This is a genomic window from Pseudomonas mendocina (genome assembly GCF_900636545.1).
In the GTDB taxonomy this organism is placed as follows: Bacteria; Pseudomonadota; Gammaproteobacteria; order Pseudomonadales; family Pseudomonadaceae; genus Aquipseudomonas; species Aquipseudomonas mendocina.
In genome coordinates, this window is the sequence record NZ_LR134290.1 from 1,085,799 (window position 1) to 1,101,279 (window position 15,481).

15 protein-coding genes are annotated in these 15,481 nt (G+C 62.3%); 11 read left to right on the forward strand and 4 right to left on the reverse strand.

The window, feature by feature from the left end; genetic code table 11:
- Window positions 1–99 precede the first annotated feature (99 nt).
- From EL191_RS04930 to hisC, 5 genes are all read left to right on the forward strand, one after another.
- Window positions 100–339: a BolA family protein gene (locus tag EL191_RS04930; protein ID WP_003459267.1), complete on the forward strand. Its 240-nt coding sequence runs from the start codon at window positions 100–102 to the stop codon at window positions 337–339.
- A 22-nt stretch (window positions 340–361) separates the two neighbouring features.
- Window positions 362–1,627, forward strand: coding sequence for a UDP-N-acetylglucosamine 1-carboxyvinyltransferase (gene murA, locus EL191_RS04935; RefSeq protein ID WP_013714112.1), 1,266 nt, complete (start codon window positions 362–364; stop codon window positions 1,625–1,627).
- A 69-nt stretch (window positions 1,628–1,696) separates the two neighbouring features.
- A complete protein-coding gene (gene hisG, locus EL191_RS04940) occupies window positions 1,697–2,332 on the forward strand; it encodes an ATP phosphoribosyltransferase (RefSeq protein WP_013714113.1) in 636 nt (211 codons plus the stop codon).
- Window positions 2,333–2,457: 125 nt separating this feature from the next.
- Window positions 2,458–3,765 carry a histidinol dehydrogenase gene (hisD, locus tag EL191_RS04945; protein ID WP_041976929.1) on the forward strand — a complete coding sequence of 436 codons (1,308 nt, stop codon included), beginning with the start codon at window positions 2,458–2,460 and terminating at the stop codon, window positions 3,763–3,765.
- A 127-nt stretch (window positions 3,766–3,892) separates the two neighbouring features.
- Window positions 3,893–4,945, forward strand: a complete 1,053-nt coding sequence (gene hisC / locus EL191_RS04950) for a histidinol-phosphate transaminase (RefSeq protein WP_017361340.1) — start codon at window positions 3,893–3,895, stop codon at window positions 4,943–4,945.
- 51 nt (window positions 4,946–4,996) lie between these two features.
- Here hisC and algW read toward each other — a convergent pair whose 3' ends face one another.
- Window positions 4,997–6,139: a Do family serine endopeptidase AlgW gene (gene algW, locus EL191_RS04955; RefSeq protein WP_013714116.1), complete on the reverse strand. Its 1,143-nt coding sequence runs from the start codon at window positions 6,137–6,139 to the stop codon at window positions 4,997–4,999.
- A 110-nt stretch (window positions 6,140–6,249) separates the two neighbouring features.
- Here algW and EL191_RS04960 point away from each other — a divergent pair, with 110 nt between their 5' ends.
- From EL191_RS04960 to cysN, 3 genes are all read left to right on the forward strand, one after another.
- On the forward strand, window positions 6,250–7,008 hold the full coding sequence (locus tag EL191_RS04960; RefSeq protein ID WP_041976932.1) for a Nif3-like dinuclear metal center hexameric protein: 759 nt from the start codon (window positions 6,250–6,252) through the stop codon (window positions 7,006–7,008).
- Between the two features lie 132 nt (window positions 7,009–7,140).
- Complete coding sequence (gene cysD / locus EL191_RS04965) at window positions 7,141–8,058, forward strand: sulfate adenylyltransferase subunit CysD (RefSeq protein WP_017361338.1); 918 nt, start codon at window positions 7,141–7,143, stop codon at window positions 8,056–8,058.
- A gap of 12 nt (window positions 8,059–8,070) precedes the next feature.
- Window positions 8,071–9,966, forward strand: a complete 1,896-nt coding sequence (gene cysN / locus EL191_RS04970) for a sulfate adenylyltransferase subunit CysN (protein WP_041976935.1) — start codon at window positions 8,071–8,073, stop codon at window positions 9,964–9,966.
- 138 nt (window positions 9,967–10,104) lie between these two features.
- Here cysN and EL191_RS04975 read toward each other — a convergent pair whose 3' ends face one another.
- The gene (locus EL191_RS04975) at window positions 10,105–10,536 is read right to left on the reverse strand and encodes a YhcB family protein (RefSeq protein ID WP_013714120.1); all 432 of its coding nucleotides are present in this window, start codon (window positions 10,534–10,536) and stop codon (window positions 10,105–10,107) included.
- A 264-nt stretch (window positions 10,537–10,800) separates the two neighbouring features.
- On the opposite strand from EL191_RS04975, the gene EL191_RS04980 reads away from it, so the two are divergent.
- Complete coding sequence (locus EL191_RS04980) at window positions 10,801–11,430, forward strand: alpha/beta hydrolase (RefSeq protein ID WP_041976937.1); 630 nt, start codon at window positions 10,801–10,803, stop codon at window positions 11,428–11,430.
- Between the two features lie 23 nt (window positions 11,431–11,453).
- Here EL191_RS04980 and EL191_RS24375 read toward each other — a convergent pair whose 3' ends face one another.
- Window positions 11,454–11,618: a hypothetical protein gene (locus EL191_RS24375; protein ID WP_155294767.1), complete on the reverse strand. Its 165-nt coding sequence runs from the start codon at window positions 11,616–11,618 to the stop codon at window positions 11,454–11,456.
- Between EL191_RS24375 and EL191_RS04985 the strand changes: the two genes are divergently transcribed.
- Entirely contained in the window at window positions 11,617–12,963 is a 1,347-nt protein-coding gene (locus tag EL191_RS04985; protein ID WP_041976940.1) for a tryptophan--tRNA ligase, read from the forward strand. The genes EL191_RS24375 and EL191_RS04985 overlap by 2 nt on opposite strands.
- A 273-nt stretch (window positions 12,964–13,236) precedes the next feature.
- The gene (gene zapE / locus EL191_RS04990; RefSeq protein ID WP_041976942.1) at window positions 13,237–14,331 is read left to right on the forward strand and encodes a cell division protein ZapE; all 1,095 of its coding nucleotides are present in this window, start codon (window positions 13,237–13,239) and stop codon (window positions 14,329–14,331) included.
- 141 nt (window positions 14,332–14,472) lie between these two features.
- Here zapE and EL191_RS04995 read toward each other — a convergent pair whose 3' ends face one another.
- Window positions 14,473–15,435, reverse strand: a complete 963-nt coding sequence (locus EL191_RS04995) for a hypothetical protein (protein WP_026041947.1) — start codon at window positions 15,433–15,435, stop codon at window positions 14,473–14,475.
- Window positions 15,436–15,481 lie beyond the last annotated feature (46 nt).

Sequence of the window (15,481 nt, forward strand, 5' to 3'; positions counted from 1 at the left end):
GTCAGCACCGCTGCTGGCGGGGTTCGCAGGCGGGAGGCTTTTTTGTATGATGGCCGACCCGCGGGCGCCGGTGCCCGAAAGCGTCAGTCGAGGTCGAGCATGCAGGCTGCAGAAGTAAAAAGCCTCCTAGAGGAAAAACTCCCGAATACCCAGGTGGAAGTCGAAGGCGAAGGCTGCAACTTCCAGCTCAATCTGATCAGCGACGAGCTGGCCGCTCTCAGCCCGGTCAAGCGTCAGCAGCAGATCTATGCCCACCTCAACGCCTGGATCGCCGATGGCAGCATCCACGCCGTGACCATGAAATTCTTCAGCCAGGCCGATTGGGCCGCGCGTTCCTGAGCCTGCGGGCGACGAGATTCCTATGGATAAACTGATCATTACCGGCGGCGCTCGCCTCGATGGCGAAATCCGCATTTCCGGTGCGAAGAACTCTGCGCTGCCTATTCTGGCGGCGACCCTGCTGGGTGATGCCCCCGTCACCATCTGCAACCTGCCGCACCTGCACGACATCACCACCATGATCGAGCTGTTCGGTCGCATGGGCATCGAGCCGGTGATCGACGAGAAGCTGGCGGTTGAAGTTGATGCCCGCGCAATCAAGACCCTGGTCGCGCCTTACGAGCTGGTAAAAACCATGCGCGCCTCGATTCTGGTGCTCGGCCCGATGGTCGCTCGCTTCGGTGAGGCCGAGGTGGCGCTGCCTGGTGGTTGCGCCATCGGTTCACGTCCGGTCGACCTGCACATCCGTGGCCTCGAGGCCATGGGTGCGATCATCGATGTCGAAGGTGGCTACATCAAGGCCAAGGCGCCGGAGGGTGGCCTGCGCGGTGCGCACTTCTTCTTCGACGTGGTCAGCGTGACCGGTACCGAGAACATCATGATGGCCGCGACCCTGGCCAAGGGCCGCAGCGTGCTGGAAAACGCCGCGCGTGAGCCTGAGGTGGTCGATCTGGCCAACTGCCTGATCGCCATGGGCGCGAAGATCCAGGGCGCGGGTACCGATACCATCATCATCGACGGTGTCGAGCGCCTGCATGGTGCTCGTTTCAGTGTGATGCCCGACCGTATCGAGACCGGCACCTATCTGGTCGCCGCTGCCGTCACCGGTGGTCGCGTCAAGGTCAAGGATGCCGACCCGTCGACCCTGGAGGCTGTGCTGGCCAAGCTGCAGGAAGCGGGGGCCGAGATCACCACTGGTCCGGACTGGATCGAGTTGGACATGAAAGGCAAGCGTCCGAAGGCCGTCAACCTGCGCACCGCTCCGTACCCGGCGTTCCCCACCGACATGCAGGCGCAGTTCATTGCCCTGAATGCCGTGGCCGAAGGCACTGGCACCATCATCGAAACCGTTTTCGAAAACCGCTTCATGCACGTCTACGAGATGCTGCGCATGGGCGCCAATATCCTGGTCGAAGGCAACACGGCGGTAGTCACCGGCGTCGAGAGACTCAAAGGCGCGCCAGTCATGGCGACCGACCTGCGTGCCTCGGCGAGTCTGGTGCTGGCTGCGCTCGTGGCCGAGGGCGATACGTTGATCGACCGTATCTACCACATCGACCGTGGTTATGAGTGCATCGAAGAGAAGTTGCAGTTGCTGGGTGCCAAGATCCGCCGCGTTCCGGGTTGATTGCCTGCGTCCGTTGTCGTTAGGCCGCCCCCTGTCGGAGCGGCCGCTTCCGTTCAAGGAAACCGTTTCATGCTGACCATCGCCCTGTCCAAAGGCCGTATTCTCGATGACACCCTGCCATTGCTGGCCGCAGCGGGCATCGAGCCGACCGAGAACCCGGACAAGAGCCGCAAGCTGATCATCCCGACCACTCAGGATGACGTGCGTCTGCTGATCGTGCGAGCCACCGACGTGCCGACCTATGTCGAGCACGGCGCTGCCGACCTGGGCGTGGCCGGCAAGGACGTGTTGATGGAGTACGGCGGCCAGGGCATCTACGAGCCGCTGGATCTGCAGATCGCCAAGTGCAAGCTGATGACTGCCGGCAAGATCGGCGCGCCGGAGCCCAAGGGCCGCCTGCGCGTGGCCACCAAGTTCGTCAATGTCGCCAAGCGCTACTACGCCGAGCAGGGGCGTCAGGTCGACATCATCAAGCTGTACGGCTCGATGGAGCTGGCGCCGCTGGTTGGCCTGGCTGACAAGATCATCGATGTGGTCGACACCGGCAACACCCTGCGCGCCAACGGTCTGGAACCGCAGGAGCTGATCGCCACCATCAGCTCACGTCTGATCGTCAACAAGGCGTCGATGAAGATGCAGCACGCGCGCATCCAGGCGCTGATCGAAACCCTGCGTGGCGCCGTCGAGGCGCGACACCAAGGCTGACTCCTTTCCGCGACTTCTGGTCGCGGCAGCCTATCCGTGTCATAGCCATTTTTCTTGGGTGCCCGCACGGTGGGCTTGCTACATTACGGGCGCCCGAGAAACCGCCATTTAATGAGGCTTTCGCTATGACCGCACCCGTTGCCATCCGCCGACTCAACGCCGCCGATACGGACTTCGCGCGTCATCTGGATCATCTGCTGTCCTGGGAAAGTGTCTCCGACGATGGCGTCAACCAGCGCGTGCTGGAAATCATCCAGGCCGTGCGCGAGCGTGGTGACGCTGCGCTGGTCGAGTACACCCAGCGTTTCGATGGCCTCGAAGTCGCTTCCATGGCCGACCTGATCCTGCCGCGCGAGCGTCTGGAACTGGCCCTGACCCGCATCAGCGCCGAGCAGCGCCAGGCGCTTGAAGTAGCAGCCGAGCGCGTGCGCAGCTACCACGAGAAGCAGAAGCAGGATTCCTGGCGCTACACCGAGGCCGACGGCACCGTGCTGGGCCAGAAGGTCACCCCGTTGGACCGCGCCGGCCTGTATGTGCCTGGCGGCAAAGCCTCCTATCCATCTTCGGTATTGATGAACGCGATTCCGGCCAAGGTCGCCGGTGTGCCCGAAGTGGTCATGGTGGTGCCGACCCCGCGCGGCGAGATCAACGAGATCGTTCTCGCCGCCGCCGCCATCGCCGGTGTCGACCGTGTGTTCACCATTGGGGGCGCCCAGGCCGTCGCCGCCCTGGCCTATGGCACCGAGAGCGTGCCGCCAGTCGATAAAATCGTAGGACCTGGCAATATCTACGTAGCCACCGCCAAGCGCCATGTGTTCGGCAAGGTGGGCATCGACATGATCGCCGGGCCTTCCGAGATTCTGGTGGTGTGCGATGGCCAGACTGACCCGGATTGGATCGCCATGGATCTGTTCTCCCAGGCCGAGCACGACGAAGACGCTCAGTCGATTCTGGTCAGCCCGGATGCCGCCTTCCTCGACCGCGTGGCCGAGAGCATCGCCAAGCTGCTGCCGACCATGGAGCGTGCAGAGATCATCCGCACCTCGCTGGAAGGCCGTGGTGCGCTGATCCAGGTAGCCGACATGGCCCAGGCCATCATCGTTGCCAACCGCATCGCGCCGGAGCACTTGGAGCTTTCGGTGGCTGACCCAGAGGCCTGGTTGCCCGAGATTCGCCACGCTGGCGCGATCTTCATGGGCCGCTACACAGCAGAGGCCTTGGGCGACTATGTGGCTGGCCCGAACCACGTACTGCCGACGTCGGGCACCGCGCGGTTCTCCTCGCCCCTGGGTGTCTACGACTTCCAGAAGCGCTCGTCGATCATCTTCTGCTCGCCGGATGGCGCGTCGGAGCTGGGCAAGAGTGCTTCCGTGCTGGCCCGTGGCGAGTCGCTGACCGCGCATGCGCGCAGCGCCGAGTATCGGATCAAGTAAGGCCGGGTGCGTTGCGCACCCTTTGAATGTTTTGGTGCGCCTGGCGCACCCTACGGGATCGCGTTTCGCTGATTGAGCGAAGCGATATCCATCGCCCATATCACGCATTTCGAGGAGAGAAGGGCAGATGAGCAAATTCTGGAGCCCCTTCGTCAAAGACCTGGTGCCCTACGTGCCAGGTGAGCAGCCCAAGCTGAGCAAGCTGGTCAAGCTCAATACCAACGAGAACCCCTACGGCCCGTCGCCCAAGGCCATTGCAGCCATGCAGGCCGAGCTCAACGACGACCTGCGCCTGTACCCGGACCCTAACGGCGAGCGCCTGAAGCAGGCGGTGGCTGATTACTATGGTGTGCAGCCGGCCCAGGTGTTCGTCGGTAACGGTTCCGACGAAGTCCTGGCCCACGCGTTCCATGGTCTGTTCCAGCACGACGCACCGCTGCTGTTCCCGGATGTCAGCTACAGCTTCTATCCGGTCTACTGCGGCCTGTATGGCATCGAATATCAACAGGTGGCGCTGGACGAGCAGTTCCAGATTCGTGTGGAGGATTACGCCAAGCCAAACGCTGGGATCATCTTCCCCAATCCCAACGCGCCGACCGGTTGCCTGCTGCCGCTCGAGGCCGTCGAGCGCCTGCTGCAAGCCAGCCCGGATTCGGTGGTGCTGGTGGATGAGGCCTACATCGATTTCGGCGGGCAGACGGCCATCGCCCTGGTCGACAAGTATCCGAACCTGCTGGTGACTCAGACCCTGTCCAAATCACGTTCGCTGGCAGGGCTGCGCGTCGGCATCGCGGTCGGCCATCCGGACCTGATCGAGGCGCTGGAGCGGATCAAGAACAGCTTCAACTCCTATCCGCTCGATCGTATGGCTATTGCCGGTGCGGCGGCGGCGTTCGAGGATCGCGAGTACTTCGAGCAGACCTGTAAGCAGGTGATCGACAGCCGCGAGGCGGTCGTTGCGGGGCTACAAGCGCTGGGCTTCGAAGTGCTGCCCTCCGCGGCCAACTTCGTCTTCGCCCGCCATCCGGGTAAGGATGCCGCCGCTCTGGCAGCAGGCCTACGTGAGCAGGGCGTGATCGTGCGTCACTTCAAGCAGCAGCGCATCGCCCAGTTCCTGCGTATCACCATTGGTACCAAGGAACAGAACCAGGCCCTGCTGGATGCCTTGCGCGGGCTGTGAGATGGCCTGAGCAGACATGAAAAAGCCGGCTAATGCCGGCTTTTTCATGTTTCAGTTGTTGTTGACTGGCGGCCGGATGCCAATTTCCGCTGTCAGGCTCAGCGATTTGCCGTTACGCAGCACCTCGATGTTGATCTTGTCGCCCGGTTTCGTGCGTGCGACCTGGTTCATCGAGCGACGGCCGTCGCTGGCAGGCTCACCATCGATGCTGAGAATCAGGTCGCCCGGTTGCAGGCCGGCCTTCTGCGCCGGGCCATCACGGTACACGCCCGCAACGACGATGCCGGGGCGCCCGTCGAGACCGAAGGACTCGGCCAGCTCCGGCGTCAGCGGTTGCACCTCGACCCCCAGATAGCCGCGGATTACCTGACCGTGTTCGATGATGGCGCGCATCACCTCCATCGCCAGCTTTACCGGGATGGCGAAACCGATGCCCTGCGAGCCGCCGGACTTGGAGAAGATCGCCGTGTTGATGCCCACCAGGTTGCCGTGTGCATCGACCAGCGCGCCGCCGGAGTTGCCCGGGTTGATGGCGGCGTCGGTCTGGATGAAGTCTTCGTAGGTGTTGAGGCCCAATTGGTTGCGCCCGGTGGCGCTGATGATGCCCATGGTCACCGTCTGGCCGACACCGAAAGGGTTGCCGATGGCCAGCGTTACATCGCCGATGCGAATGCTGTCGGAGCGGCCGAGGGTGATCGCCTGCAGGTTGGGTAGGTCGATCTTCAAGACTGCCAGGTCGGTTTCCGGGTCGCTGCCGATCACTCGCGCCAAGGTCTCGCGACCATCCTTGAGTGCCACGACGATCTGATCGGCGCCGCTGACCACATGATTGTTGGTCAACAGGTAGCCTTCCTTGCTCATCAATACCGCCGAGCCGAGGCTGGATTCCATGCGCTGCTGACGCGGCAGGTTGTCGCCGAAGAATCGACGGAATGTCGGGTCTTCAAAAAGTGGGTGAGCCGGCTTGCTCACCAATTTTGTGGTGTACAGGTTGGCCACTGCCGGCGATGCGGTATCGACAGCCTCGGCGTAGGACACCGGGCCTTCCTGCAGACGGCTGTAGACCGGGGCCTGCACCAACTGCACATCCTGGCTTGGTAGCCCTACCCATTGCGGGTAGCGCTGGATCAGCAGCAGTGCGAGCAACACACCGACCAGCAGGGGCCAACCGAGAAAACGCAGTGCCTGGGGCATCGAGACAATCCTGAGGGTTGCGGGGGCCAAATGTCGCCCTTAAGGTGGCGCATTATAGTGAGGTGCTCGCCAATAAGGCAGCGGCCCGCAACAGCTTGAGAGGAATCTTCATGGCCATTGCCCTGTCCACGTTAGTGGAAGAAGCTGACGCTTTTCTGAACGCGTCGCGCATCAGTGATTATTGCCCCAATGGCCTGCAGGTCGAGGGGCGCCCGCAGGTCAGTCGTATCGTCAGCGGCGTTACCGCGAGCCAGGCCCTGATCGAAGCTGCCATCGAGGCTCAGGCCGATGTACTGCTGGTGCATCATGGCTATTTCTGGAAGGGCGAGAACCCCTGTGTCACTGGCATGAGGCAGCGCCGTTTGAAAGCCTTACTGACTCACGACATCAGCCTGCTGGCCTATCACCTGCCGCTCGACGTTCATCCCGAGGTGGGCAATAACGTGCAACTGGCGCGTCAGCTCGGCATTGTTGTCGAGGGCCCGCTGGAGCCTGAAAATCCACGTACCGTTGGCCTCGTCGGGTCGCTGGCAGAACCGATGAGCGCCGCCGATTTCGCCCGGCATATCCAGCAGACGCTGGGGCGCGAGCCGCTGCTTGTCGAAGGCGAAGGACTGATTCGCCGCGTTGGCTGGTGCACGGGCGGTGGCCAGGGCTATATCGACCAGGCGATTGCGGCTGGTGTCGATTTGTACCTGACCGGCGAAGCCTCCGAGCAGACCTTCCACAGCGCCCAGGAGAATGGTGTGAGCTTCATTGCAGCAGGCCATCATGCTACCGAACGTTATGGCGTGCAGGCGCTGGGTGATTATCTGGCGCGGCGTTTCGCTCTCGAGCACCTGTTCATCGACTGTCCGAACCCGATCTGAATGGTCTGAACGGGCAGGTATAACCCTAGATCGTTTCGGTCTAACCAGCGCCCTGAGTATAAGCAGACGCTGTGGTAGAGTGCGCGCTCGTCCACGGCCCGCCGGCCCCATAACAGCAAACCGTGAGTAGCCATGCTCGACAAACTGACCCATCTGAAGCAGCTGGAGGCGGAAAGCATCCACATCATTCGTGAAGTGGCCGCCGAATTCGATAACCCGGTGATGCTCTATTCCATCGGCAAGGATTCAGCCGTGATGCTGCATCTGGCCCGCAAGGCATTCTTCCCCGGCAAGCTGCCGTTCCCGGTGCTGCACGTCGACACGCGCTGGAAATTCCAGGAGATGTATCGCTTCCGCGAGAAGATGGTCGGTGAATACGGCCTGGAGCTGCTGACCCACATCAACCCCGATGGTGTGGCACAGGACATGAACCCCTTCACCTACGGCAGTGCCAAGCACACCGACGTGATGAAGACTGAGGGCCTCAAGCAGGCGCTGGACAAGTACGGCTTCGATGCCGCCTTCGGTGGTGCGCGTCGCGACGAAGAGAAGTCGCGTGCCAAGGAGCGCGTGTATTCCTTCCGCGACAGCAAGCACCGCTGGGACCCGAAGAACCAGCGCCCCGAGCTGTGGAACGTGTACAACGGCAAGGTGAAGAAGGGCGAGTCGATCCGCGTCTTCCCGCTGTCGAACTGGACCGAGCTGGATATCTGGCAATACATCTATCTGGAGCAGATCCCGATCGTGCCGCTGTATTTCGCTGCCGAGCGCGAGGTGATCGAGAAGAATGGCACGCTGATCATGATCGACGACGAGCGCATCCTCGAGCATCTGTCCGATGAAGAGAAGGCGCGCATCACCAAGAAGATGGTGCGTTTCCGCACCCTCGGCTGCTACCCGCTGACGGGGGCCGTGGAGTCCACGGCCACCTCGCTGCCGGAAATCATCCAGGAGATGCTCCTGACCAAGACCAGCGAACGTCAGGGCCGGGTCATCGACCACGACCAGGCTGGTTCGATGGAAGAGAAGAAACGTCAGGGCTATTTCTGAGGATCGCGCACCATGAGTCACCAATCCGATTTGATCAGCCAGGACATTCTCGCCTACCTGGCCCAGCACGAGCGCAAGGAACTGCTGCGCTTCCTTACCTGCGGCAACGTCGACGACGGCAAGAGCACGCTGATCGGCCGCCTGCTGCACGACTCCAAGATGATCTACGAGGATCATCTGGAAGCCATCACCAAGGATTCCAAGAAGGTCGGCACCACCGGCGATGACATCGACCTGGCGCTGCTGGTCGACGGCCTGCAGGCTGAGCGCGAGCAGGGCATCACCATCGACGTGGCCTACCGTTACTTCAGCACCGCCAAGCGCAAGTTCATCATCGCTGACACCCCCGGCCATGAGCAGTACACGCGCAACATGGCCACCGGTGCATCCACCTGCGACCTGGCGATCATCCTCATCGACGCCCGTTACGGCGTGCAGACCCAGACCAAGCGGCACAGCTTCATCGCGTCCCTGCTGGGCATCAAGCACATCGTCGTGGCCGTCAACAAGATGGACCTCAAGGACTTCGATCAGGGCGTGTTCGAGCAGATCAAGGCCGATTACCTGGCCTTCGCCGAGAAGATCGGTCTGCGCCCCACCACCCTCGAGTTCGTGCCGATGTCGGCGCTCAAGGGCGACAACGTGGTCAACAAGTCCGAGCGCTCGCTCTGGTACACCGGGCAGTCGCTGATGGAGATTCTCGAGACCGTGGAGGTGGCGGGTGATCGCAACTTCGACGACCTGCGCTTCCCGGTGCAGTACGTCAACCGCCCCAACCTCAACTTCCGCGGCTTCGCCGGTACCCTGGCCAGCGGCATCGTGCGCAAGGGCGATGAAGTCATGGCGCTGCCGTCGGGCAAGACCAGCAAGGTCAAGTCCATCGTCACCTTCGAGGGCGAGCTGGAGCACGCCGGCCCCGGCCAGGCGATCACCCTGACCCTGGAAGACGAGATCGACGTGTCGCGCGGCGACATGCTGGTGCATGCCGACAATCGTCCGCTGGTCACCGATAGCTTCGAGGCCATGCTGGTGTGGATGGGCGAAGAGCCGATGCTGCCGGGCAAAAAGTACGACATCAAACGCGCCACCAGCTACGTGCCGGGTTCGATCCCCAGCATCGTCCATCGCGTTGACGTGAACACTTTGGAGCAAGGGCCGGCCAGCGAGCTGAAGCTCAACGAGATCGGCCGGGTCAAGATCGCGCTGGATGCACCGATCGCTCTGGATGGTTACGAATACAACCGCACCACCGGCGCCTTCATCGTCATCGATCGTCTGACCAACGGCACCGTTGGCGCCGGCATGATCATCGCCGACCCGGTCGCCCATGGCGGCGGGCAGCATGGCCGTCTGGCCCATGTGTCTACCGAGGAGCGCGCCTCGCGCTTTGGCCAGCAGCCGGCTACCGTGTTGTTCACGGGGCTTTCTGGCGCCGGCAAGAGCACCCTGGCCTATGCCGTGGAGCGCAAGCTGTTCGACATGGGCCGTGCCGTGTATGTGCTCGATGGCCAGAACCTGCGCCATGACCTGAACAAGGGCCTGCCGCAGGATCGCGCCGGCCGTGCCGAGAACTGGCGTCGTGCCGCGCATGTGGCGCGTCAGTTCAACGAGGCCGGCTTGATCGCTCTGGCTGCCTTCGTCGCTCCGGATGCCGAGGGTCGCGAGCAGGCCAAGGCGCTGATTGGCAGCGAGCGCGCCCTGACCGTCTACGTACAGGCCTCGCCACAGGTTTGCGCCGAGCGTGACCCGCAGGGGCTTTATGCCGCCGGTGGCGACAACATCCCCGGTGAAGGCTTCCCCTATGACGTACCGCTGGATGCCGATCTGGTGATCGACACCCAGACTCAGTCGGTCGAGGACGGCGTCAAGGCGGTGCTGGATCTGCTGCGTAGTCGCGGCGCGATCTAACATTCGCGATGCTGCATGATGAGCCCCGCTTATTAGCGGGGCTCATCGTTTGTGGGTGTCTTTTGTAGAAGCGTGGCCCGCAACCGCGCCCAATAAAAAGCCCCGCAATGGCGGGGCTCGGTGTTTCTGGCTGATGGGTTACTTCTTCAGCCCGTAGCTTTCGTCCAGCATGCCTGGGCCATCGCTCTTCGGCGCATAGTCCTTGGGCATTTCGTAGTTCTTCGGCGGCGTCAGGCGCTCGCGCTTCTCGCCGGCTTCGGTGCTGTTCAGGGTGGCCAGCAGACGCTGACGGGTCAGTTCGTCCAGGGCAAGGCGGTTGGCTCCGTCGGACAGGTGCTCCTGCACGTCCTGATAGCTTTGGGTGAGTTTCTTCACCAGGCTGGCGGTGGTGTTGAAGTGGGTCACCACTTCGCTCTGGTAGGCCTCGAAGCGCGCCTGCATTTCATCCATCTGCCGCTGCGTACGGCCCGGTGCAGCATTGGGGGCCAGGCGGGCGAGCACAAAGCCCACGGCGATGCCGACCACCAGGGTCAGAGCGGGTATCAACCAGGCTGTAACGGTCTGTTCCACGAGTCCTTCCTCTCAAAACGGCTTTGCTTTACGTTAGCGGCTTGAGCCTGTGCTGTATACGACCAGAGCCTGCTCAGAGTCTATTGCGTTCGGCACTGCTGGGTTAAAAACAGGTTCGGAATGCGCATGTACAACAGTACACTCCGCTTCCTCCTCTGTTTTTGCCTTGCATTGCGCGAGCGTGTGAGGTGCTAAACAGGTTCATTTGCCACACAGGCAGTTTGCTAGACGAGTCGACCCGTTGCGGGGTCACGGAGTTCAGTGTTGCTCAGTCGCGAAACCCCTCTTTTCATCCAGGGCCCGGTGGGCCAACTCGAGGCCCTTCTGCTGGAGGTGCCTGACGCCCAGGGCGTGGCACTGGTCTGTCATCCCAACCCCGTACAGGGTGGCACCATGCTCAACAAGGTGGTGTCCACGTTGCAGCGTACCGCGCGTGATGGTGGTTATCACACACTGCGTTTCAATTATCGCGGTGTGGGCGCCAGTGCCGGCAGCCACGACATGGGGACCGGCGAAGTGGACGACACCGAGGCGGTTGCCGCCTGGCTGCAGGAAAAGTATCCGAATCTACCCGTTACGTTGTTGGGCTTTTCCTTTGGCGGCTTCGTGGCAGCCGCGCTGGGGGCACGTCTTGAAGCGCAAGGCCGTGTGCCCAGCAAGCTGTTCATGATCGCGCCAGCGGTGCATCGTCTGACGGCTGAAACACCGTCCGCCAGCCAGTGCCCGCTGGTGGTGATCCAGCCGGACACGGACGAAGTGATCGAGCCGCAAGCGGTCTACGACTGGTCGGCCAACCTCGGGCGTGCCCACGAGCTGTTGAAAGTGGCAGAATGCGGGCACTTTTTTCACGGCAAGCTGACGGATCTGAAGGATCTGCTGTTGCCTCGCCTGTAAGAACCTGTTCACGATCTCGCGAGCTAGAGCCAGGCAACACCGATGGCGGCCCCGCGAAACCAGGCGAAAAAGCGCAGTTTACGAGTTGTAAATGAGCATTTTGAGGCTGGTTTCAACGCTGCATGGCCGACGCGCAGCAGATCGTGAACAGGTTCCAAGTCTTTCAGCCATTGATAAGCGAACGTCATGACTACCCGTATCCTCACCGGTATCACCACCACCGGCACGCCGCACCTGGGCAACTATGCCGGCGCCATTCGCCCGGCCATCGCTGCCAGCCGCGATCCGCAGATGGACTCTTTCTACTTTCTCGCCGACTACCACGCGCTGATAAAGTGCGACGATCCGGCGCGCATTCAGCGCTCGCGTCTGGAGATCGCCGCGACCTGGCTGGCCCTGGGCCTGGATACCGACAAGGCGACCTTCTATCGCCAGTCCGATATTCCCGAGATCCCCGAGCTGTGCTGGTTGCTCACTTGCGTCGCCGGCAAGGGCCTGCTCAACCGCGCCCATGCCTACAAGGCCTCGGTGGACAAGAACGTTGAAGCCGGTGAAGACCCGGATGCCGGCGTGACCATGGGCCTGTTCAGCTACCCGGTGCTGATGGCGGCGGACATCCTGATGTTCAACGCGCAGAAGGTGCCGGTCGGCCGTGACCAGATCCAGCACGTGGAGATGGCTCGCGATATCGGCCAGCGCTTCAACCACCTGTTCGGCAAGGGCAAGGATCTGTTCGTGCTGCCCGAGGTGGTGATCGAGGAAGAAGTGGCCACGCTGCCTGGCCTCGACGGGCGCAAGATGAGCAAGAGCTACGACAACACCATCCCGCTGTTCGGCACCGCCAAGCAGCTCAAGGATGCCGTGGCGCGCATCGTCACCGACTCCAGGCTGCCGGGCGAGCCCAAGGATGCCGAGGGCTCGCACCTGTTCACCCTGTACCAGGCCTTCGCCAGCCAGTCGCAGCAGGCCGAGTTCCGCGCCGACTTGGAAGGTGGTCTGGCCTGGGGCGAGGCGAAGAATCGCCTGTACCAACTGCTCGAAGACACCCTTGGCGAGGCGCGCGAGCGCTACAACGCGCTGATCGCCAAGCCGGCCGACTTGGAGGACATTCTCCTCGCCGGTGCAGCCAAGGCTCGCAGGATCGCCACGCCGTTCCTCGGTGAACTGCGCGAGGCGGTGGGCCTGCGCTCGTTCCGTGAGCAGGTGCAGGTGGCTACCGGCGAGAAGAAGAAAGTCAGCAAGAGTGCGCGCTTCGTCAGCTTCCGTGATGACGACGGCAGCTTCCGCTTCCGTCTGCTGGACGCCGACGGCGAGCAACTGCTGCTATCGAAGTCCTTCGCTGATGGCAAGTCTGCCGGCATGGTCAACAAGCGTTTGCAGTCCGGCGAAACGCTTGATGTGCGCGCCGAAGGCCTGGCGTTCTCGGTGTGGATCGACGGTGAAAACGTGGCCAGCAGCCCCGAGTTCGCCGATGCTCAAGCGGTTGAGGCGGCCATCGCCCGTCTGCGCGAGGCGCTGGCGCCACAGGAGTGAAGTAGCTCGGTGTAATCCGGGGCGAGCGTCGCCAGCATTCCCCGGATTACATCCGGGCTACGGGCCGATTGCCAATCAGCGGGGGCGTCGCTAAAGTGACGCCCCCGTTTTTACTTGCCGGCCGAGAGCCTGTTGAAAGGCTCGCGAGCTAGAGGCATGCAAGGCAGAGACAGGCGAGGAGGCGGCGTGTACTGGTGTACATGAGCATTTCGAGCCTGTTTCTAACGCAGCAGGCCCGACGCGCAGCAGACTTTGAACAGGCTCTAACGAATCATGACTCCTCTCGAGCGTTATCAGGCCGACCTCAAGCGGCCCGACTTCTTCCATGATGCGGCCCAGGAAAATGCCGTCCGCCATCTGCAGCGTCTGTACGACGACCTGATCGCGCGGGATCAGGGCAAGTCCGGGTTGATGGGCAAGCTGTTCGGCAAGAAGCCGCAAGGGCCGGTCAAGGGGCTGTATTTCTGGGGCGGTGTAGGGCGCGGCAAGACCTATCTGGTCGATACCTTCTTCGATGCGCTGCCGTTCGAGCAGAAGATGCGCACCCACTTCCACCGCTTCATGAAGCGCGTGCATGAGGAGATGAAGACCCTCAAGGGCGAGAAGAACCCGCTGACCATCATCGGCAAGCGCTTCGCCGACGAGGCGCGGGTGATCTGCTTCGACGAGTTCTTCGTCAGCGACATTACCGACGCGATGATCCTCGCCACGCTGCTCGAAGAGCTGTTCAAGAATGGTGTGTCGTTGGTCGCCACCTCCAACATCGTGCCGGACGGTCTGTACAAGGACGGACTGCAGCGTGCGCGCTTCCTGCCGGCCATCGCCCTCCTCAAGGAGCACACCGATATCGTCAACGTCGACAGCGGCGTCGACTATCGCCTGCGTGCCCTGGAGCAGGCTGAGCTGTTCCACTTCCCGCTCGGACCGACGGCGGAGGAGAGCCTGCGCAAGAGCTTCCGGAGTCTGCTGCCGGACTGCACGCACATGGTCGAGAACGAGGCATTGATGATCGAGAATCGCGCGATCAATGCCGTGCGCCTGTGCGAAGACGTGGCCTGGTTCGAGTTCCGTGAGCTCTGCGATGGTCCGCGCAGCCAGAACGACTACATCGAGCTGGGCAAGATCTTCCATGCGGTGATCCTGGCCAACGTCGAGCAGATGAGCGTGGCCAAGGACGACATGGCCCGTCGTTTCATCAACCTAGTGGACGAGTTCTACGACCGCAACGTCAAGCTGATCATCTCTGCCGAGGTGGAGCTCAAGGATCTCTATACCGGCGGCCGCCTGAGCTTCGAGTTCCAGCGTACGCTGAGCCGCCTGTTGGAAATGCAATCGCACGAATTCCTCTCGCGCCCACACCGGCCCTGACGGAAAGCGATATGAAAAAGGCGACTCACAAGGTCGCCTTTTTCATGGGTGCCACTTGTCCGTAGGGGGCGCCATGCGCGCCGAAGGCCTTGGCTATTTGCGGCTTGTTCGGTGCGTGCGGCGCCGCCTACGGCGGGCCTTTCAGTTCTTCGCCAGCTTCTGCTGATACTGGGCCAGAAGCTTCTGCGCGTGGGCCACTTCCAGGGCCTCCATGGCGCTGATCGGCTTGATCGCCACGGCGCGCTCGAGGTGTTCGATGACCTTCTGTTCTTCATCGTCGCCATACACGTAGGTCAGTGCGTTGGCGTATTCGTAGTGGCCGATGGGCAGGTCGTCGCGAGCCTGGAAGCTGCGCTGGAAGTAGGTTTCCATCTTGTCGGCGCTGACACCGTAAGTCATCTTGCCCACCAGCTTGCCGACCTTGCGGATCACGCCAGCTTCGTATCCGCCGTACAGCGCCAGGGCGAACGGTTGCTTGGGCTGCTTGGCCAGCAGGGCATCGAGCTCCTGTGGAATCTGCGAGGTGTAGCCGCGCTTGAGTACCACCGGCACGGAGAGCTCCTCGCCCAGGCGAGCCTTGGCATAGACGCGGCCGAACTGCGCGACGGCATCGGCTTGAACCAGATCTCCGGCCTCGTCGGTGTAGGCGATCACCTCTTCCAGCAGGCGGTGCTTCTCAGCCTGCTCCGGGACGAGGAACATGGCATAGATGACCTGAGCGAACATCGCCGGTATCTGTCCGCCGACGCCCAGCGCCATGCCCTGTTCCTTGGCCTGGGCGAAATCGCCGCGGAACATCAGGCGCCAGACTTCCTGCAGCTTCTGCGCATAGGCCTCGGCTTCTTCCGGTTTGCCGCTAAAGCCGGTGCCGGTGGCCACGGTCTTTTCCAGGGCCTGCGGGTGCTGGGTGGCCATGCTTACCACCCAGTCGGCGTCGGGGAAGGGGTAATCGCCGAAGCCGCGGGTCAGGTGCGGCCAGGCCTGGCGCAGCTTGTCGCCGCTGTAGTCGTAGGCGCTCTGGTCGAGCGGGAAGGATTTCCAGTTATCGGCCGCCGCAGCGCTGAGGCTGCAGGTGGCAAGCAGGGCAATCAATAAACGACGCATGGCGGTGAACCTGTTGTTGTTATGTTCACCGTCGATCATAGGGCGC

Bases quoted from the DNA above. Each gene is read 5' to 3' on its own strand.
- EL191_RS04960 (WP_041976932.1), top strand. From the start codon at position 6,250: ATGGCCATTGCCCTGTCCACGTTAGTGGAAGAAGCTGACGCTTTTCTG.
- EL191_RS24375 (WP_155294767.1), bottom strand. From the start codon at position 11,618: ATGACGTTCGCTTATCAATGGCTGAAAGACTTGGAACCTGTTCACGAT.
- EL191_RS04930 (WP_003459267.1), top strand. From the start codon at position 100: ATGCAGGCTGCAGAAGTAAAAAGCCTCCTAGAGGAAAAACTCCCGAAT.
- cysN (WP_041976935.1), top strand. From the start codon at position 8,071: ATGAGTCACCAATCCGATTTGATCAGCCAGGACATTCTCGCCTACCTG.
- cysD (WP_017361338.1), top strand. From the start codon at position 7,141: ATGCTCGACAAACTGACCCATCTGAAGCAGCTGGAGGCGGAAAGCATC.
- hisC (WP_017361340.1), top strand. From the start codon at position 3,893: ATGAGCAAATTCTGGAGCCCCTTCGTCAAAGACCTGGTGCCCTACGTG.
- zapE (WP_041976942.1), top strand. From the start codon at position 13,237: ATGACTCCTCTCGAGCGTTATCAGGCCGACCTCAAGCGGCCCGACTTC.
- murA (WP_013714112.1), top strand. From the start codon at position 362: ATGGATAAACTGATCATTACCGGCGGCGCTCGCCTCGATGGCGAAATC.
- hisD (WP_041976929.1), top strand. From the start codon at position 2,458: ATGACCGCACCCGTTGCCATCCGCCGACTCAACGCCGCCGATACGGAC.
- algW (WP_013714116.1), bottom strand. From the start codon at position 6,139: ATGCCCCAGGCACTGCGTTTTCTCGGTTGGCCCCTGCTGGTCGGTGTG.
- EL191_RS04985 (WP_041976940.1), top strand. From the start codon at position 11,617: ATGACTACCCGTATCCTCACCGGTATCACCACCACCGGCACGCCGCAC.
- EL191_RS04995 (WP_026041947.1), bottom strand. From the start codon at position 15,435: ATGCGTCGTTTATTGATTGCCCTGCTTGCCACCTGCAGCCTCAGCGCT.
- hisG (WP_013714113.1), top strand. From the start codon at position 1,697: ATGCTGACCATCGCCCTGTCCAAAGGCCGTATTCTCGATGACACCCTG.